19 protein-coding genes are annotated in these 16,983 nt (G+C 59.0%); 6 read left to right on the top strand and 13 right to left on the bottom strand.

Going from position 1 to position 16,983, the window contains the following annotated elements:
• The first annotated feature begins 45 nt into the window (after positions 1-45).
• Positions 46-279 (top strand): hypothetical protein, encoded by a 234-nt coding sequence (locus ALO80_RS13665; protein WP_055009382.1) that lies wholly within the window; start codon positions 46-48, stop codon positions 277-279.
• Here ALO80_RS13665 and ALO80_RS13670 read toward each other — a convergent pair.
• Complete coding sequence (locus ALO80_RS13670; RefSeq protein WP_055009383.1) at positions 276-1,157, bottom strand: DMT family transporter; 882 nt, start codon at positions 1,155-1,157, stop codon at positions 276-278. The genes ALO80_RS13665 and ALO80_RS13670 overlap by 4 nt on opposite strands.
• Positions 1,158-1,309: 152 nt before the next feature.
• On the opposite strand from ALO80_RS13670, the gene ALO80_RS13675 reads away from it, so the two are divergent.
• Positions 1,310-1,600 carry a PsiF family protein gene (locus tag ALO80_RS13675; protein WP_055009384.1) on the top strand — a complete coding sequence of 97 codons (291 nt, stop codon included), beginning with the start codon at positions 1,310-1,312 and terminating at the stop codon, positions 1,598-1,600.
• Between the two features lie 188 nt (positions 1,601-1,788).
• Positions 1,789-2,799: an AI-2E family transporter gene (locus tag ALO80_RS13680; protein ID WP_002555409.1), complete on the top strand. Its 1,011-nt coding sequence runs from the start codon at positions 1,789-1,791 to the stop codon at positions 2,797-2,799.
• A 62-nt stretch (positions 2,800-2,861) separates the two neighbouring features.
• On the opposite strand, the gene ALO80_RS13685 is transcribed toward ALO80_RS13680, so the two are convergent.
• The gene (locus tag ALO80_RS13685) at positions 2,862-4,127 is read right to left on the bottom strand and encodes an Hsp70 family protein (protein ID WP_055009385.1); all 1,266 of its coding nucleotides are present in this window, start codon (positions 4,125-4,127) and stop codon (positions 2,862-2,864) included.
• Positions 4,128-4,454: 327 nt separating this feature from the next.
• Here ALO80_RS13685 and cbpA point away from each other — a divergent pair, with 327 nt between their 5' ends.
• On the top strand, positions 4,455-5,399 hold the full coding sequence (gene cbpA / locus ALO80_RS13690; protein WP_054986654.1) for a curved DNA-binding protein: 945 nt from the start codon (positions 4,455-4,457) through the stop codon (positions 5,397-5,399).
• A gap of 34 nt (positions 5,400-5,433) precedes the next feature.
• On the opposite strand, the gene ALO80_RS13695 is transcribed toward cbpA, so the two are convergent.
• Positions 5,434-6,564 (bottom strand): sensor histidine kinase, encoded by a 1,131-nt coding sequence (locus ALO80_RS13695; RefSeq protein ID WP_055009386.1) that lies wholly within the window; start codon positions 6,562-6,564, stop codon positions 5,434-5,436.
• A gap of 158 nt (positions 6,565-6,722) precedes the next feature.
• On the opposite strand from ALO80_RS13695, the gene ALO80_RS13700 reads away from it, so the two are divergent.
• Both ALO80_RS13700 and ALO80_RS13705 read left to right on the top strand, forming a co-directional pair.
• Positions 6,723-7,106 carry a thioredoxin family protein gene (locus ALO80_RS13700; RefSeq protein ID WP_055009396.1) on the top strand — a complete coding sequence of 128 codons (384 nt, stop codon included), beginning with the start codon at positions 6,723-6,725 and terminating at the stop codon, positions 7,104-7,106.
• Positions 7,107-7,119: 13 nt separating this feature from the next.
• The gene (locus tag ALO80_RS13705) at positions 7,120-7,728 is read left to right on the top strand and encodes a thioredoxin family protein (protein WP_055009387.1); all 609 of its coding nucleotides are present in this window, start codon (positions 7,120-7,122) and stop codon (positions 7,726-7,728) included.
• 51 nt (positions 7,729-7,779) lie between these two features.
• Here ALO80_RS13705 and ureC read toward each other — a convergent pair whose 3' ends face one another.
• The 10 genes from ureC to urtB form a co-directional block, all read right to left on the bottom strand.
• On the bottom strand, positions 7,780-9,480 hold the full coding sequence (ureC, locus tag ALO80_RS13710; RefSeq protein WP_055009388.1) for an urease subunit alpha: 1,701 nt from the start codon (positions 9,478-9,480) through the stop codon (positions 7,780-7,782).
• A 335-nt stretch (positions 9,481-9,815) separates the two neighbouring features.
• Complete coding sequence (locus ALO80_RS13715) at positions 9,816-10,124, bottom strand: urease subunit beta (RefSeq protein ID WP_054986617.1); 309 nt, start codon at positions 10,122-10,124, stop codon at positions 9,816-9,818.
• Positions 10,121-10,654, bottom strand: coding sequence for a GNAT family N-acetyltransferase (locus ALO80_RS13720; protein WP_055009389.1), 534 nt, complete (start codon positions 10,652-10,654; stop codon positions 10,121-10,123). The genes ALO80_RS13715 and ALO80_RS13720 overlap by 4 nt, the downstream gene beginning before the upstream one ends.
• A gap of 10 nt (positions 10,655-10,664) precedes the next feature.
• Positions 10,665-11,207: a GNAT family N-acetyltransferase gene (locus ALO80_RS13725; protein WP_055009390.1), complete on the bottom strand. Its 543-nt coding sequence runs from the start codon at positions 11,205-11,207 to the stop codon at positions 10,665-10,667.
• Between the two features lie 10 nt (positions 11,208-11,217).
• Complete coding sequence (gene ureA, locus ALO80_RS13730) at positions 11,218-11,520, bottom strand: urease subunit gamma (RefSeq protein ID WP_054986614.1); 303 nt, start codon at positions 11,518-11,520, stop codon at positions 11,218-11,220.
• 84 nt (positions 11,521-11,604) lie between these two features.
• Positions 11,605-12,450, bottom strand: a complete 846-nt coding sequence (locus ALO80_RS13735; RefSeq protein ID WP_055009391.1) for an urease accessory protein UreD — start codon at positions 12,448-12,450, stop codon at positions 11,605-11,607.
• Positions 12,451-12,498: 48 nt separating this feature from the next.
• Complete coding sequence (gene urtE, locus ALO80_RS13740) at positions 12,499-13,197, bottom strand: urea ABC transporter ATP-binding subunit UrtE (RefSeq protein ID WP_054986612.1); 699 nt, start codon at positions 13,195-13,197, stop codon at positions 12,499-12,501.
• Between the two features lie 90 nt (positions 13,198-13,287).
• On the bottom strand, positions 13,288-14,148 hold the full coding sequence (urtD, locus tag ALO80_RS13745) for an urea ABC transporter ATP-binding protein UrtD (protein ID WP_054986611.1): 861 nt from the start codon (positions 14,146-14,148) through the stop codon (positions 13,288-13,290).
• Entirely contained in the window at positions 14,145-15,224 is a 1,080-nt protein-coding gene (gene urtC / locus ALO80_RS13750) for an urea ABC transporter permease subunit UrtC (protein WP_055009392.1), read from the bottom strand. The genes urtD and urtC overlap by 4 nt, the downstream gene beginning before the upstream one ends.
• Positions 15,224-16,813: an urea ABC transporter permease subunit UrtB gene (gene urtB, locus ALO80_RS13755; protein WP_055009393.1), complete on the bottom strand. Its 1,590-nt coding sequence runs from the start codon at positions 16,811-16,813 to the stop codon at positions 15,224-15,226. The genes urtC and urtB overlap by 1 nt, the downstream gene beginning before the upstream one ends.
• Between the last annotated feature and the right edge of the window lie 170 nt (positions 16,814-16,983).

A 16,983-nucleotide genomic window follows, 5' to 3' on the forward strand; every position in this document is an offset into this window, starting at 1 on the left:
TAGTTCGTTAATCAGCCGATCCTTTGTGACGGCCAGGAAGATGCGATGAGCGATAAAGAACTGTATGAAATCGAGTACACCTTGCTGGGCGAGCACCACGTAGACGTAATCGAAAATCTGGATGTGCCTATTATCGAAGTGGTGCACGAGCTGGCGCTCAAGCACCATGTCGAGCTGGATGAGGTGCCGGGCGGTGAGTCCGGCATGCCTCACGCTGCCGGAATCACTGATGTGTCGATTCATAGTCTGGAGGGCAGTGAAGGCAGCGCGACTGCTTAAGTTGCTTTTGACCGCAGCGGAGTCGTCCAGCGTTCTGCGAGGACGACCCCGCACAGGGTCAGCGCGCCACCGATCAGGTGGTAGAGCGCCAGTTGCTCGCCCAGTGTCGCCGCAGCGATCAATGCCGTGGCGATCGGCATCAGGTTGAAGAACAGTGTTGTGCGGCTGGGACCCAGACGCATGATCGAAGTCATCCACAGCCAGGGCGCGAGCATTGACGTTGGAATGGCTGCATACAGCACCATCGGGACATTGCTGGCGTTCAAGCCGGTTTTTTCCGAGAAGACAAAGGGTGGCAGCAATACCACCAGCGCCAGCAGGATCTGTACGTAAAGCAGTTGCAGGGGTGGCAGGCGTAACTGCCACTTCTTCAGCAGCGTGCTGTACACCGCGTACGACGCCGCTGCCACCAGCACCATCGCGTCCCCCCGGTTGACACCCTGCTCGATCAACGCAGCAGGGTTGCCCGCCGACACCACAACCACCACCCCTGCAAATGAAAGCACAGCGCCCAGCAACGCCCCCGAGGTCAGCCGATTACCCAGGCAGGCTATCGACAGCCCCAGCGCCATCATCGGCACCAGCGACTGGATGATTCCCATATTGGTTGCGGTCGTCAGGCCGGCAGCGAAATACGCCAGACTCTGATACATCGCTGTGCCGAGCACGGCGAGGATGAAAATCTTGCCCAGCACCGGTTTTATCGCGGCACGGTTCGCCCAGACGGGCCCGAGCATGAAAGGCGTAAACAACACGCCTGCCAGCGCCCAGCGATAGAAACCTATTTCAGCCGGAAAGATTACGCCGGCAGACGCCTTGGTAACGGCGGTATTGACCGCCCAGATAAGGACTGTGATCAGCGGAAAAGCGTATTGCATGGGAGGATCATCGTTAAAGCGAGGCGCAATTATCCGCCTGTTTGTCGAGAATGCCAGCGGCGATGCACGGTGCCCCGTCACGGGACGCAACAGCTGACTACACTGAATCTCAGCCTGTGCCGCCCGGTGCAGTGGATATGGAGAGTGGATCGATGAAGAAGCTCGGTATTCCTTTGTTGCTCGTTGGCCTTATGTTGTCTGCTCAGGGTTTCGCTGCGACCGCGCAGCAGAACAAGATGACCACCTGCAATGCCGACGCCAGCGCCAGGTCGTTGAAGGGCGACGAGCGCAAAGCGTTCATGAGCGCTTGCCTGAAAGCGTCACCACCGCCAGCAGCCACCCAACAGGACAAGATGAAGACCTGCAACGCGACTGCCGGCAGCCAGGCGCTCAAGGGCGATGCGCGCAAGGCTTTCATGAGTGATTGTCTCAAGAAGAAATAATTTTCCGGCTAATACTGTTGCTGCTGGCAATAGGCGCGGGTGCAGTAAATGCTGCACTTTCGCGTCATTATCGCGTCGATCATCGGGCAGATGATTGCGCCGTACTTTTTCCGACTTTCGGATCGCTGGTTCTCGACTGAGAAGGCTGGCAGACTGCCCACCTTCCTTGTGTTGCCCGTTGAGGGTCTATGCCAACGTTTTCTGCGCGTCAGGTGTTAATAGCCAGCTGGATTCTTGTATTTGGCGGTCTGTTATTGGTGTTGCCATTCAAGTTGCTGCCCAGCCTGCTGGCCGGACTGTTGGTGTTCGAACTGGTCAACATGCTGACCCCCAAGTTACAGCGCCTGATCTCCGGCGAACGCGCTCGCTGGCTGGCCGTGGCGCTGCTGGGCACTGTGGTGGTCAGTCTGCTGACACTGATCTTTGCCGGCGTCATCAGTTTTGTCCTGCACGAAGCTGAAAATCCCGGGGCTTCGCTGGACAAGTTCATGACCCTGGTAGATCGCGCGCGCGGTCAGCTTCCGCCGTTCATCGATGCTTATCTGCCTGCCAGCGCTGCAGAGTTTCAGGTCTCGCTGGGGCAGTGGCTACAGAAGCACGTGGGCGAGTTGCAACTGATCGGCAAGGGAGCGGCGCATATGTTCGTCACCATGCTAATCGGCATGGTACTGGGCGCGATTATCGCGTTGCAGCGCATTTCCGACGTTCACGCGCGCAAGCCGCTGGCAGCGGCGCTGTTTGATCGTCTGTATCTGGTCAGCCGGGCGTTTCGCAACATTGTCTTTGCCCAGATCAAGATATCCCTGCTCAACACGGCGTTCACCTCGGTTTTTCTGGCCATCGTCCTGCCGCTGTGCGGGATCCACCTGCCGCTGACCAAGACCCTGATCATCATGACCTTCCTGCTCGGCCTGCTGCCGGTGGTGGGCAACCTGATGTCCAATACGTTGATCTTCATCGTCGGCATGTCGATCTCGATCTGGGTCGCACTGGCTGCGCTGGGCTACCTGATCGTGATCCACAAGGTCGAGTATTTCCTCAATGCACGCATCGTCGGCGGGCAGATCAACGCCAAATCGTGGGAATTGCTGCTGGCGATGCTGCTGTTCGAAGCCGCATTCGGCCTGCCGGGCGTGGTGGCAGGGCCGATTTACTATGCGTACCTGAAAAGCGAGCTGCAGAAGGAAGGGTTGGTGTAGGGCGCGTGCGCAGATAGACGTCCAAAAGAATGCCTATCGTGCCAGCGCTCCGCGTCATGTGACTAGCCGTAACGCTTCTTCGCTTCAATCGCCAGGCCGCTGCCGATGCTGCCGAAGATGTTGCCTTCGACATGGCGTGCGTTGGGCAGCATGGCCGAGACGCTGTTACGCAGGGCAGGTATACCACTCGAACCGCCCGTGAAGAACACCGTGCTGACCTGTTCGACGCCCACACCAGCGTCGCTCAGCAATGTCGTCACGCTGTTACGCACCCGCTCCAGCTGGGCATCGATTGCCGCTTCGAACATCGCCCGGCTCAGGTCCACACTCAAGCCTGCTTCCACTCGATCCATCGGCAAGTGACGGTTTTCAGCATGGGTCAGCTGAATTTTGGTTTCTTCCACTTCCATGGCCAGCCAGTGTCCGGCGCGCTGCTCGATCAGCTTGAACAGGCGATCAATGCCGCCGGTGTCCTCGATGTCGTAACGCATGCTGCCCAGCGCCAATTGCGACTTTTGCGAGTACACGGCATTGATCGTGTGCCAGGTCGCCAGGTTCATGTGATGGCTGGTCGGCATGTACGCACCGCTTTTCATGCGGCTGCCGTAACCGAACAACGGCATCACACCTTGCAGGCTCAGTTGCTTGTCGAAGTCGGTGCCGCCGATGTGCACGCCACCCGTGGCAAGAATGTCCTGCTGGCGATCGTCGTGCAGGCGTCGCTCGGGTGACAGGCGCACCAGCGAGAAGTCCGATGTACCGCCGCCGATGTCGACAATCAGCACCAGTTCCTCGTCCTGAATGGTGGACTCGTAATCGAATGCCGCAGCAATAGGTTCGAACTGGAACGATACCTCCTTGAACCCGATCTTGCGGGCGACTTCGGCCAGCGTATCTTCGGCTTCCTGATCGGCCTGTGCGTCGTCATCGACGAAATGCACGGGGCGGCCCAGCACCACGTGCTCGAACTCGCGTCCGGCCGTGCGCTCGGCGCGTTTTTTCAGCTCGCCGATAAACAGGGCCAGCAAATCCTTGAACGGCATCGCCGTGCCCAGCACGCTGGTGTCATGCTTGATCAGCTTTGAGCCCAGCAGGCTCTTGAGCGAGCGCATCAGGCGGCCTTCATAGCCTTCCAGGTACTCGTGAAGCGCCAGCCGGCCATACACAGGGCGGCGTTCTTCCATGTTGAAGAACACCACCGATGGCAGGGTAATCTTGTCGTCCTCCAGCGCGATCAACGATTCCACGCCGGGTCGTTGCCAGCCGACGGTGGAGTTGGACGTGCCGAAGTCGATGCCGCAGGCACGGGCCGGGGATTGGTCATTCATGTCTTTTACGTTCCAGTCAAAAAACGGCCGCGCAGTTTATGCCAGCGCGGGCAAATTGCGTAGCGCGACACGTCGCTTATATTTACCTGGCTGTATTTGCTGCCAAGGCTTGAACTGAAGCCCATTACCCCCAATCTTGAAGGGATTCTCGGTAGACCTGGTTGTCGAACGCTGCGTTGTCGAGCTATCGACCTGTCTGCAAGGACGGCCGGCTATCTGTACATTTTTCGACGTTAGGTAATCCAGATACCTCCTGAATAGAGGGAGCTGGGCGCGTGACGCCAGCGTATCTGGCTTTGCCGGATAATTCGGATGGGTGATCGTTACATGGATTTCAAAGACTACTACAAGATACTTGACGTGGAGCCGACTGCGGACGACAAGGCAATCAAGACCGCCTATCGCAAGCTGGCGCGCAAGTATCACCCTGACGTCAGCAAGGAAGCAGGCGCCGAAGACAAGTTCAAGGAAGCGTCCGAAGCCTACGAAGTGCTCAGCAGCCCTGAAAAGCGCGCCGAGTACGATGAGCTGCGCAAGTACGGTCGCCAGGGCCGTCCATTCCAGACCCCGCCGGGCTGGCAAAGCCGGGCTGGTGCCGGGGCAGGCGGCTTCGAGGAAACCGCAGACTTTTCAGAGTTTTTCAGCTCCATTTTCGGTGGCCGGCCACAGCAGGGCGGCCGCACCCGCAATCCGGGGCGTACCGGGCAGGACGTGGAGATGGAACTGGCGGTCTTCCTTGAGGAAACCCTGTCGGGAGAGTCCAAGCAGGTCAGTTTCAAGGTGCCTCAGCACAGCCCCAACGGGCAGCGCATGAGTGACATCACCAAAACCCTGAATGTGAAGATTCCCGCCGGTGTTGTCGATGGCGAGCGCATTCGTCTCAAGGGGCAAGGCGCGCCCGGTGTGGGCGGCGGTGCGAATGGCGATCTGTATCTGATCATTCGCCTGGCTCCGCACCCTCTGTTCGAGGTCGAGGGTCATGATCTGGTCATCACCGTTCCTCTGGCCCCCTGGGAAGCGGTGCTGGGCACCAAGGTCGCTGTGCCGACACTGAACAGCAGAATCAACCTGACCATCCGCCCTGACAGTCAGAACGGTCAGCGTCTGCGCATCAAGGGTAACGGGTTGATGAACAAGAGTGGCGAGCGAGGCGATCTTTACGCTCAACTGAAAATCGTTGTGCCCAAGCATACCGACGAGGCTACCCGGGCGCTCTGGCAGAAACTGGCAGACAGTTCTTCGTTCGATCCAAGGGCGCAGTGGAAGGGCTGAAAGAATAGCGCCACTGTTCGATCGACAGCCTGAGTCAGGTTCTGGGCAGCACCACGGTAAACGTGGTGCCTTCGTCTATGGTCGAGGTCACGGTGATGCTGCCACTGTGGGCGTTGACCACTTCCTTGACGATGAACAGACCCAGCCCGAGGCTCGTCGAGGTGTTGCGTGTTTCACTGTCTTCATGGGTGCTGCGCACCAGCGGATCGAAGATGGTGCCGATTGCATCTTCGGCAATCGGCCTGCCTTCGTTATGCACAACGAGCTCGACAGTGTTCGGGTTGCCGCTGATCCTGACCTTGATTTCGTGGGTGGCCGCACCATGCTGCATGGCATTGCCGATCAGGTTTTGCAGCAGCTGGCCTATCCGTGCCCCGTCCCAGTGGCCTTTCGTGTCGCCCGCAACTTCAAGTACCGGAATAGAGTTCGGATGCCCGGCGCAGGCTTCCTCGATGGCTTCGCGACAGGCATGCGCCAGGTCCATGTACTTACGCTCGACCGGCAACCCGGCACCCAGACGGCTGCGCACGAACTCGAGCAGGTCGCCGACCATCGCGCCCATGTGGCGGGTGCTCAGTTGAATGCGCGAGATATATGACTGGGCTTTCTCATCCGGAGATATCTTGCGGGCCAGCAATTCGGCGGACATGCTGACGGCCTGGAGTGGTGCGCGCAGATCATGGCCCAGGATGGCGAGAAAGATGTCCCGGGAGCGGCCGACCCGTTCGGCATAGGCGGCAGTGGACTCGGCAAGCGCTTCGTCAATGGCTTCGTTGAAGCGGATCACTTCTTGAAAATCGGCGAGCTGCGGCTCGGTCAGGCTTTCGACCCACAAGCGGATGACGCTGGCACGCAAGTGCCGGAACTCGGAAGTCATCTGTACCAGATCGAAACCGACTTCATGGCGCAATTCGCCATGACTGCTGGCCGCTTCGTCCAGGCTTGGCGTCTTGTTCAGATCTTCGCCTCTGGCCTTGGCAATCTCCTCGCTTTTGCTCTGCACGGTTTTCATGTCGCGTACCGCTGCCAGCAGAATCGATTTGGCGTGATCGCGTAGCTCCAGCTTGCTCATCGAGTCGGCAGCAGGTTTCAGGGTTCTGGCGAAGTCTTCCCATTCGTCGACAATGCGATCCACATGAACAACGATGAATTCGGAAAGGCGCATGGCCGACTACCTTTGGAGATGCGTGACGAAAGATGGGCGCATATTAGCGCTTTTACAGAGCACGACAAACAGAGTGTTACTGTCATTTCTGTCAGTAGACGCTGATTTCTATGGGGCCTATGTTCATTCGGCAGGTTAATCGAATGGAGGCCCTGAGCATGAGTGTCATGACAGTTACTGATTCGACCTTTCAGAAGGATGTCATTGAGGCGAGCAATCAAAGGCTCGTGGTGGTGGAATTCTCGACGAAAGGCAAGGTAAATAAGCGAGGCGAGGAAAACGCCAGTGCCAGAATGGATGCCATTTTTGATGCGCTGGAAGAGAAATATGCCGGAAAGGTCAGCTTGGTCAGGGTCGAGATCGAACTGGATTCGGATCTCAAAGACTCTTTGAACCCGGTGACTTCGAGTGAATATCAGATAAATCATGGTCCGACGATGGTTTTCTTCAAGGGTGGGGCAAAAGCAAGTGAAGACCTTGTCGGCCAGCAAACCAAAGAACGGATGACGCAAATCCTGGATAAATTGCTACCCGCTTCGTAATTGGAGAATGACCATGCCGAACACAGGACTCACAGCTTTCGTCGAAGAGCGTGTAACGCGTGCCCAGCAGACACTGGCCGACGGAAAAGTCAGCAAGCTCGACGACGTAGCGACAGGAAAACTGAGCGTTTTTCTCCCATTGCAGCGAGCATTGCAGGGCACGGGCACCCCCCAGGATCTGGGGGGACTGGATGCTATCAACGATACGCTGCAGTCGCTGAAAACATTGGAACCTAAAGAAACACTTCTGAATTACCAGAACAAAGCGGCCCAGGTCCGGGTCGTTAAGAACGATGCGGACTTCAGTTCCCAATGGCCTGCAATCAGCCCGTTGGTGGTGCTGGAATTCAGCAGCCCTGGCGTTAATGACCACGGTGAAGCGAACAACAGTACGCGGACTGGGACAATTCTCGATGAGCTAGCGCCTGAGTTTGCCGGGAGGGTCGTCATGCTTCGTGTGCCTGTGGACACTAGCCCAGCGACAGCCCAAAACTACAATGTCACCGTTACACCAACCATCATCTTTTTCAAGAGCGGTAAAAAGATTGAGGAAACTGCTGATTTTCATCTCAAGTTCTGGTTCAGAACCAAACTCAACGAGTTGCTTAGCCTCAAAGAATAAACCGAGCAATAAATATTGAAGGGCCTTCTGAAAGCGAAGGCCCTTGCTGATTCAAAACAGAAAATACCGTTGCGCCATCGGCAGCACATCTGCGGGTTCGCACCACAGCAACACCCCATCGGCCTTGACCTGATAGGTTTGCGGATCGACTTCGATGTCCGGCAGGTAATCGTTGTGGATCAGGTCTTTCTTCTGCACGCTGCGGCAGCCTTTGACGACACCGATCTGCTTCTTCAGGCCCAGTGACTCCGGTACGCCTGCGTCGAATGCCGCCTGGCTGATGAAGGTCAGGCTGGTGGCGTGCAGCGAACTGCCGTAGCTGGCGAACATCGGGCGGTAATGAACCGGTTGCGGTGTCGGAATCGAAGCGTTGGCATCGCCCATCAGGCTGGCCGCGATGGCCCCGCCCTTGAGGATCAGGGTCGGTTTTACGCCAAAGAACGCCGGCCGCCACAGCACCAGATCCGCCCATTTGCCGACTTCGATAGAGCCCACTTCATGGCTGATGCCGTGGGTAATTGCCGGGTTGATGGTGTATTTGGCGATGTAACGCTTGGCGCGGAAGTTGTCGTTGCCTTGGCCGTCCTGCGGCAGTGGACCTCGCTGTTTCTTCATTTTGTCTGCAGTTTGCCAGGTACGCATGATCACCTCGCCAACCCGGCCCATGGCCTGGCTGTCGGAGCTGAGCATCGAAAAGGCACCCAGGTCGTGAAGGATGTCCTCGGCGGCGATGGTCTCGCGGCGTATGCGGCTTTCCGCGAACGCAACGTCTTCGGCGATGCTCGGGTCCAGGTGGTGGCAGACCATGAGCATGTCCAGGTGTTCGTCGATGGTGTTGCGGGTGAACGGGCGCGTCGGGTTGGTCGAACTCGGCAGCACGTTCGGCGAACCGCAGGCCTTGATGATGTCCGGTGCATGACCGCCACCGGCACCTTCGGTGTGATAGGTGTGAATCGTGCGGTTCTTGAACGCGGCCAGGGTGGTCTCGACAAAACCAGACTCGTTGAGGGTGTCGGTGTGGATCGCGACCTGCACGTCGTATTCGTCGGCAACGCTCAGGCAATTGTCGATGGCCGCAGGCGTGGTGCCCCAGTCTTCGTGCAGCTTCAGACCGATGGCACCCGCCTTGACCTGCTCGATCAACGGACCGGGCAGGCTGACGTTGCCCTTGCCGGTGAAACCGATGTTCATCGGAAACGAGTCCGAGGCCTGGAGCATGCGCGCCATATGCCACGGGCCGGGTGTGACAGTGGTGGCGTTGGTGCCTGTGGCGGGGCCGGTGCCGCCGCCGATCATGGTCGTCACGCCGCTCATCAGCGCTTCTTCGATCTGTTGTGGGCAGATGAAGTGGATGTGCGTGTCGACGCCGCCAGCGGTGAGGATCATGCCTTCACCGGCAATGACTTCGGTGGCCGCGCCCACCGCAATGGTCACGTCTGGCTGGATGTCCGGGTTACCGGCCTTGCCGATGGCCGCGATACGCCCGTTCTTGATGCCGACGTCGGCCTTGACGATGCCCCAATGGTCGATGATCAGGGCGTTGGTTATCAGCGTATCGACCACGTCGGCGGCCATTAGCTGGCCTTGGCCCATGCCATCACGGATGACCTTGCCACCACCGAACTTCACTTCTTCGCCGTAGGTAGTGAAGTCCTTTTCGACCTCGATCCACAGTTCGGTATCGGCCAGGCGAACCCTGTCGCCGACGGTGGGGCCGAACATGTCTGCGTAGGCTTGTCGGCTTATCTTCATCTCTCGTACCTCGGATTCAGAGCGGCAAGCTGCAGGCCGCAAACTGTAAGTTTTTCAAAGCGACCAGCGGCGAGCTGCAAGTCGTTAGTCGTCAAAGCTTTTGATCCTCGTGCCGAGTGCCCATCGTCATACACACGTCCTGATTAGATCCCTGTGGGAGTGACCGGAGCGGCGATCCGCATTGCTCACCAAGACGTTAGTCCGAACGCCCTGTTTCGGCAGGCTGTACCGGCCTCTTCGCGAACACGTTCGCTCCTACGGCCTCCGGCCAGAATCAAAAGGAGATGTGTGTATAGCTCTGAGCGCGCAGCGTAGAAACGGTATTCAAAAAGGCTTCAATCCAGATCGCCCATCACTCGCCCGGCAAAGCCGTAGACTTTGCGCAATCCGGCCAGGTCCACCAGCTCGACTTCACGGGACTGACCAGGCTCGAAGCGCACGGCGGTACCGGCCGGAATGTTCAGGCGCATGCCTCGACTGGCGTCGCGATCAAAGCTCAGTGCGTCGTTGGTTTCGAAAAAATGGAAGTGCGAGCCCACCTGAATCGGCCGGTCACCGCTGTTGGCAACGGTCAAGCTGAGGGTGCGGCGTCCGGCGTTGAGTTCGATGTCGCCGGGCTGAATCTGGTATTGACCAGGGATCATGTCGGTTGCCCCAAGGTTTTGAAATAAATGGCGGTCGGCCGATAGCGACCGTCCGGTGTGGCGCAATAATCCGGCAGCTCGCCGAGGCGGTTGTAGGCCAGCGAACGGTAGAACGCTTCAGCCGTCGAGCCAGCTTCGGTGTCCAGGTGCAGCAAGCCGCGTTTATGCTTCACGGCCGCCTGCTCGACAGCTTCCATCAGTTGTCTGCCCAGGCCGCGCCCGCGAGAGGCAGGCTGCACCATCAGTTTCTGTACCTCTGCACGATTCAGGCCGTTGGGTTTCTGGCACAACGACAGTTGCGCACTGGCCAGAACATGCTCGTTTTCGACCACTACCCAAAGAAGCAGATTACCTGAGGCGACGTCGGCTTTGAGTTCATCGCACCAGTTGCAGGCTTGCGCCATGTCCAGGTCGGCCATGAAACCGACCGACGCCCCGTCGTGAACCGTATCGAACAGCAGTTGCGCCAGGCCCTGGCGGTAATGCGCGAAGCTTTCTGCAGTAACGCGGCGCAGCTGTGCTGGGTTCATGGCGTGCTCTCTAGAAGGAGGAGGGGGCTTGCGAAGCAGGTGCCGGAGCGCCGGGCGACAGATCGAGCTGCATGAAGGTCAGGTCCAGCCAGCGGCCGAACTTGGTGCCGACTTGCGGCATTTGCCCGGTGGTCTTGAAACCAAGGCGATCGTGCAGGGCGATGGAGGCTGCGTTGCCGCTCTCGATAGCGGCCACCATCATGTGCTTGTCACAGGCTCTGGCCCGTTCGATCAGCGATCCCATCAGGCGTGGCCCCAGTCCTTTACCGCGCTGATCTGCACGAACATAGACCGAATGTTCGACTGTATGGCGAAATCCTTCGAAGGGGCGCCAGTCGCCAAACGACGAATAGCCCAGTACTTCGCCTGCGCTGTCGACAGCCACCAGAATCGGGTACGCCTGGCTCTGGCGAGATGCGTACCAGGCCTGACGGTTGGCCAGATCGACCGGTTGTTCATTCCAGATAGCCGTGGTGTTGAGCACGGCGTCGTTGTAGATGGTCAGAATGCCTGGCAGATCATCCGGCAGCGCATCGCGAATCACGTCTTGCATGATCATTCCTTCAGGCAATCGGCTGGTGCACGGTGACGAGTTTGGTGCCGTCCGGGAAGGTGGCTTCCACCTGAATCTCCGGGATCATTTCCGCAATACCTTCCATGACCTGATCGCGGCTCAGCAGTGTCGTGCCGTAGTGCATGAGATCGGCAACGGTCTGCCCATCACGCGCACCTTCCAGCAGTGCCGCAGAGATGTAAGCCATGGCTTCCGGGTAATTAAGCTTCACGCCGCGCGCCAGACGCCGTTCGGCAACCAGTCCGGCGGTGAAAATCAGCAGCTTGTCTTTTTCGCGTGGCGTCAGGTCCATAGGTTTTTCGCTTCTTCATATTCGGTGGTTGATCGTTCCCGAGCTGGCGCGGGAATGCCGCCCTGGACGCCATGCGTCCAGCCATCATGTATTCCAGATTCTCGGCGTTACCGCCTCTCGGCCCAGCAAGGCAGGACGCAGTCGTTTCCAGACTTCTATCAGCCAGGCCCTTGCATGCAGCGCTTCGTCTGCCAGGCAGCGCGCCACTACAAGCCCCGGCAATTGGGTCAGGTCGCCCCGGACCGGGTTGGGCATCGCCAGCGACCGGCAGGCTTCAAGCAGATCACTGCCCGGCTCGCCCGTCATAAGCAGGGTAGCGAACACCGTTTTACCGTTCAGGCCGATGGGCGAATCCAGCAGCCCGTCGCCACCGATAATGCGTTGCCGCTCATGCCAGAGCAATGCGCCGTCGCGACGGATATCCAGGTGCGACTGAAAATGTCCGTGCTCGAAGCGCTCGCCACTGGCTGGCCTGCCCAGTGCCACAACATCCCAGTAGCATAGCTTCGCATCACCGTGCAGTTCTATGCGGGTGGTCAGTTCGGCCTGGGCATTGCTGAATACGATGGTTTCCTGCGGCAGCCACTCCAGCGTTGCACCGGGCTGCACGTGCAATTCCAGTTGCTGAAAGGCCGGGCTGGCGGCGCGATACCATTTGGCCGCGCCGGGGCTGGTCAGCTGTGCCCAGGCACCGTCACCGACATTGGCTGAAATATCCAGCCGGTCACCCCCGGCGATACCGCCCGGTGGATGAACGATGATGTGTTGGCACACTTCAGGCCCTTCGGCGTAGAGATGCTTCTGCACCCGCAGCGGCCCCTTGTGACGACGCTGCGTCGGGCGTGTGCTGTCATCGAAACGGCCGTAACCCAATTCCAGCTCGGCATGCCAGCTGGGGGTGAAAAGGGCGGTGTTGGCAGGCAGATTCATGATGTCTTCATTGGCTTGTCGAGTGCTGCACGATAACGGATTGGCGCATCAAATAGTGACCAGACCGCGAACCCCTTCGCTCTCCATGTTTTCGCCACGGCCGTGCTGAACGATTTCTCCTCGCGACATCACCAGGTATTGATCGGCCAGTTCTGCCGCAAAGTCGTAGAACTGCTCGACCAGCAGAATCGCCATGTCGCCCCGTTCGGCCAGTTTTTTGATCACTGCGCCGATCTCCTTGATAACCGAGGGCTGAATACCTTCGGTGGGCTCGTCGAGAATCAGCAAGCGGGGACGGCTCGCCAGCGCCCGGCCTATCGCCAGTTGCTGCTGCTGGCCGCCGGACAGGTCGCCGCCACGACGATGCTTCATCTGTAGCAGCACCGGGAATAGTTCATAGATAAAGGCCGGCACTTCCTTTGCCTCGGAGCCGGGAAAGCGTGACAGGCCCATCAACAGGTTTTCCTCGACCGTCAGCCGGCCGAATATTTCCCGGCCCTGCGGCACGTAAGCGATCCCGGCATGCACCCGCTGATGTGTCTTGAAGTGGGTGATCGCCTTGCCTTCCCAGTGCACCGAACCTTCTTTCGAGGGCAGCAGGCCCATCAGCACGCGCAGGAGCGTGGTTTTGCCCACGCCGTTGCGCCCCAGCAGGCAGGTGACTTCACCGACCTTCACGTCAAACGACAGGCCGCGAAGAATATGGCTGCCGCCGTAGTATTGGTGGAGTTGGCTAACAGTGAGCATGGGAGCCTCATAAATTGCAATTGAGCTTCAAGCCGCAAGCTTCAAGCTTCAAGAAAAAGCAGACGTTGTTCCAGCTTGCTACTGATCGCGCTAGCGCCCCAGATACACTTCGATGACGCGTTCGTCGGCCTGCACGTCGTTCAGCGAGCCTTCGGCCAATACGCTGCCCTGGTGCAGCACGGTGACGTGGTCGGCAATCGAACCGACGAAGCCCATGTCGTGCTCGACCACCATCAACGAATGCTTGCCGGCCAGGCCTTTGAACAGCTCGGCGGTGAATTCGGTTTCGGCGTCGGTCATGCCCGCCACGGGTTCATCGAGCAGCAGTAATTGCGGGTCCTGAACCAGTAGCATGCCGATCTCCAGAAACTGCTTCTGGCCATGGGACAGCAAGCCCGCCGGGCGGTGCATCGAATGGGTCAGGCGGATCGTTTCCAGCACCTGATTGATGCTGTCCTGTTGTTCTCCGTTCAACCGTGCACGCAAGCTGGCCCATACCGATTTGTCGGTCTTCTGTGCCAGTTCAAGGTTTTCGAACACGCTCAAGGCCTCGAATACCGTCGGCTTCTGGAACTTGCGGCCTATACCGGCCTGGGCGATCTGCACTTCGCTCATCTGCGTCAGGTCCAGCGTTTCGCCGAACCAGGCCTTGCCGTGGCTGGGCCGGGTTTTGCCGGTGATGACATCCATCAGCGTGGTCTTGCCTGCGCCGTTGGGCCCGATAATGCAGCGCAGCTCACCCACGCCGATGTACAGATTCAGGTCGTTCAGTGCCTTGAAACCGTCGAAGCTGACGCTGATATCTTCCAGGGTCAGGATTGTGCCGTGACGTGTGTTAAGGCCCTTGCCAGCGCTTTTACCGAGCCCCACAGCGTCGCGGCTGGTGCCCGCATCGGAATTGGGTGCCAGAATCGGTTCAAGCATGAACGACGGGGTCGGGGTGGTTTTCATTGCTCGCTCCTTTTCTTCAGCAAGCCGATCACGCCCTTGGGCAGGTACAGCGTGACGATAATGAACAGCGCGCCGAGGAAGAACAGCCAATACTCCGGGAAAGCCACGGTGAACCAGCTCTTCATGCCGTTTACCAGGCCAGCGCCCAGCAACGGTCCGATCAACGTGCCACGGCCGCCCAAGGCTACCCACACAGCGGCTTCGATGGAGTTGGTCGGCGACATTTCGCTGGGGTTGATAATGCCGACCTGCGGCACATACAAGGCACCAGCCAGGCCGCACAGCACGGCGCTCAGAACCCAGACGAACAGTTTGAAACCGCGTGGATCGTAACCGCAGAACATCAGGCGGTTTTCCGCGTCGCGCAGCGCTGTCAGCACCCGCCCAAACTTGCTCTGCGCCAGGCGCCAGCCGATATACAGACTGGCCACCAGCAATACGACCGTTGCCAGAAACAGTGCGGCTCTGGTCCCTTGTGCGCTGATGCTGAAGCCCAGAATGCTGCGAAAGTTGGTGAATCCGTTATTGCCACCGAAGCCGGTCTCGTTGCGAAAGAACAGCAGCATGCCGGCAAAGGTCAGCGCCTGGGTCATGATTGAAAAGTACACACCCTTGATCCGCGAGCGGAAGGCGAAGAAGCCGAACACCAGCGCCAGCAGCCCTGGTGCCAATACCACCAGACACATTGCCCAGAGGAAATTGTCGGTGCCCGCCCAGTACCACGGCAGCTCGGTCCATGACAGGAAGGTCATGAACGCAGGCAAACCCTCGCCTGCCGCCTGGCGCATCAGGTACATGCCCATGGCATAGCCACCCAGCGCGAAGAACAGGCCGTGGCCCAGCGACAATAGCCCGGCGTAGCCCCAGACCAGATCCAGCGCCAGGGCAACAATGGCGTAGCAGAGGATCTTGCCCACCAGTGTCAGGGTGTAGGCCGATACCTGAAAGCTGTTGTCGGCAGGCAATAGCGACAGCAGCGGCAGTGCCAGCAGCACAGCCAATATCACAATGCCTGCGGTCAGCGTGCCTTTCGGGCCGGCTTTTTGCGCGGCAGTTACCATCAATGGCTGGCTCATCAGTCGATCACCCGTCCTTTCAATGCGAAGAGGCCTTGCGGACGTTTCTGGATAAACAGAATGATCAGCGCCAGAATCAGGATCTTGCCCAATACAGCGCCGATTTGCGGTTCGAGAATCTTGTTGGCAATACCCAGCCCGAAAGCCGCCATCACACTGCCTGCCAGTTGCCCGACACCACCAAGCACCACCACCAGGAACGAGTCGATGATGTAGCTTTGGCCAAGATCAGGGCCCACGTTGCCGATCTGGCTAAGGGCGACGCCTCCCAGCCCCGCGATACCTGAGCCCAGACCGAAGGCCATCATGTCGATGCGTCCGGTCGGCACGCCGCAGCAGGCTGCCATGTTGCGGTTCTGGGTCACTGCCCGTACGTTCAGGCCCAGTCGGGTCTTGTTCAGCAACAGCCAGGTCAACACCACCACGAACAGTGCAAAAGCAATGATCACGATGCGGTTGTAGGGCAGTACCAGGTTCGGCAACACCTGCAGGCCGCCAGACAGCCATTGCGGGTTGGCGACTTCGACGTTCTGCGCACCAAAGGCCAGACGCACCGCCTGAATCAGCATCAGGCTGATGCCCCAGGTAGCAAGCAGGGTTTCCAGTGGGCGGCCATACAAATGACGAATCACCGTGCGTTCCAGGGCCATGCCGATAGCCGCGGTGACGAAAAACGCCACCGGCAGCGCGATCAGCGGGTAGAACTCGATGGCACCTGGCGCGTAGCGCTGCAGCATCAATTGCACAACGTAGGTTGAATAGGCGCCCAGCATCAGCATCTCGCCATGGGCCATATTGATCACGCCGAGCAGACCGAAGGTGATCGCCAGGCCCAGCGCCGCCAGCAGCAGGATCGAGCCCAGTGACATGCCGCTGAACGCCTGGCCAAGGATTTCGCCGATCATCAGCTTGCGTTTGACCTGCGCCAGACTGGTTTCAGCGGCCACGCTTACCGACGCGTCGGTTTCAACGCCCGGTGTCAGCAATGATTCAAGGCGGGTACGCGCCAGCGGGTCGCCGGTTTCGCCCAGCAGTCGTACCGCGGCCAGACGCACCGTCGGGCTGGAATCGACCAGTTGTAGGTTGGCCAGCGCCAGGGTGAGTGCGCTTTTAACGCTGGAGTCGGTTTCGCTGGCGACACGTTCGGTCAGCAGTTCCAGTTGTGCAGGGCGAGCGCTCTTCTGCAACTGCAGCGCGGCCGACATGCGCAGGCGCGTATCGGCTGCCAGCAACTGGTGGCTGGCCAACGCCGTTTCAACCAGGCCGCGCAGCCGGTTGTTCAAGCGCAATTTGCGTGGTTCGTCAGGTGTCGGTGCGTCGGCGGCAGCAGGGGCCTGTGCATCGACGGCCACGTATTGATCGTTGGTTTCGATCCAGGCGCGCTTGCTGCTGTCGGCGGCAACACGGCCATCGCGCAACGCTTCGAGCAGCTCGACGCGCTCCGGTGCGGGTTTGGCTGCCCAGGTCTCCAGTAGTTCTGCCTGTTGCGAAGAACTGGCTGCTACAAAATCACTCGCATCGCCGGCTTGAACGGTGAAGGGCAGCAGCAAGCTGATGGCGAGGGTCAAACGGTAAAAATAAGAAGGCATATCAATATGGCCTTGATTCAGTGTGGTGCCGCCTGCTCTCTAAATCGTTCTCACGCTCCACGCTCAGCGTGATACACACGCCCGGATGAGGCTGGAAAGCAAGGCTAGGCGGGAGCGGACTTGTCCGCGAAGGCGGTGTCATAGCGCTAAATCCTCTGCGAATGTAATGC

Source organism: Pseudomonas caricapapayae (genome assembly GCF_001400735.1).
Taxonomy (GTDB): domain Bacteria; phylum Pseudomonadota; class Gammaproteobacteria; order Pseudomonadales; family Pseudomonadaceae; genus Aquipseudomonas; species Aquipseudomonas caricapapayae.

What these genes read in the sequence shown, in the direction of transcription:
- ALO80_RS13665 (WP_055009382.1), top strand. Translation starts at nt 46, where the DNA reads ATGAGCGATAAAGAACTGTATGAAATCGAGTACACCTTGCTGGGCGAG.
- ALO80_RS13670 (WP_055009383.1), bottom strand. Translation starts at nt 1,157, where the DNA reads ATGCAATACGCTTTTCCGCTGATCACAGTCCTTATCTGGGCGGTCAAT.
- ALO80_RS13675 (WP_055009384.1), top strand. Translation starts at nt 1,310, where the DNA reads ATGAAGAAGCTCGGTATTCCTTTGTTGCTCGTTGGCCTTATGTTGTCT.
- ALO80_RS13680 (WP_002555409.1), top strand. Translation starts at nt 1,789, where the DNA reads ATGCCAACGTTTTCTGCGCGTCAGGTGTTAATAGCCAGCTGGATTCTT.
- ALO80_RS13685 (WP_055009385.1), bottom strand. Translation starts at nt 4,127, where the DNA reads ATGAATGACCAATCCCCGGCCCGTGCCTGCGGCATCGACTTCGGCACG.
- cbpA (WP_054986654.1), top strand. Translation starts at nt 4,455, where the DNA reads ATGGATTTCAAAGACTACTACAAGATACTTGACGTGGAGCCGACTGCG.
- ALO80_RS13695 (WP_055009386.1), bottom strand. Translation starts at nt 6,564, where the DNA reads ATGCGCCTTTCCGAATTCATCGTTGTTCATGTGGATCGCATTGTCGAC.
- ALO80_RS13700 (WP_055009396.1), top strand. Translation starts at nt 6,723, where the DNA reads ATGAGTGTCATGACAGTTACTGATTCGACCTTTCAGAAGGATGTCATT.
- ALO80_RS13705 (WP_055009387.1), top strand. Translation starts at nt 7,120, where the DNA reads ATGCCGAACACAGGACTCACAGCTTTCGTCGAAGAGCGTGTAACGCGT.
- ureC (WP_055009388.1), bottom strand. Translation starts at nt 9,480, where the DNA reads ATGAAGATAAGCCGACAAGCCTACGCAGACATGTTCGGCCCCACCGTC.
- ALO80_RS13715 (WP_054986617.1), bottom strand. Translation starts at nt 10,124, where the DNA reads ATGATCCCTGGTCAATACCAGATTCAGCCCGGCGACATCGAACTCAAC.
- ALO80_RS13720 (WP_055009389.1), bottom strand. Translation starts at nt 10,654, where the DNA reads ATGAACCCAGCACAGCTGCGCCGCGTTACTGCAGAAAGCTTCGCGCAT.
- ALO80_RS13725 (WP_055009390.1), bottom strand. Translation starts at nt 11,207, where the DNA reads ATGCAAGACGTGATTCGCGATGCGCTGCCGGATGATCTGCCAGGCATT.
- ureA (WP_054986614.1), bottom strand. Translation starts at nt 11,520, where the DNA reads ATGGACCTGACGCCACGCGAAAAAGACAAGCTGCTGATTTTCACCGCC.
- ALO80_RS13735 (WP_055009391.1), bottom strand. Translation starts at nt 12,450, where the DNA reads ATGAATCTGCCTGCCAACACCGCCCTTTTCACCCCCAGCTGGCATGCC.
- urtE (WP_054986612.1), bottom strand. Translation starts at nt 13,197, where the DNA reads ATGCTCACTGTTAGCCAACTCCACCAATACTACGGCGGCAGCCATATT.
- urtD (WP_054986611.1), bottom strand. Translation starts at nt 14,148, where the DNA reads ATGAAAACCACCCCGACCCCGTCGTTCATGCTTGAACCGATTCTGGCA.
- urtC (WP_055009392.1), bottom strand. Translation starts at nt 15,224, where the DNA reads ATGAGCCAGCCATTGATGGTAACTGCCGCGCAAAAAGCCGGCCCGAAA.
- urtB (WP_055009393.1), bottom strand. Translation starts at nt 16,813, where the DNA reads ATGCCTTCTTATTTTTACCGTTTGACCCTCGCCATCAGCTTGCTGCTG.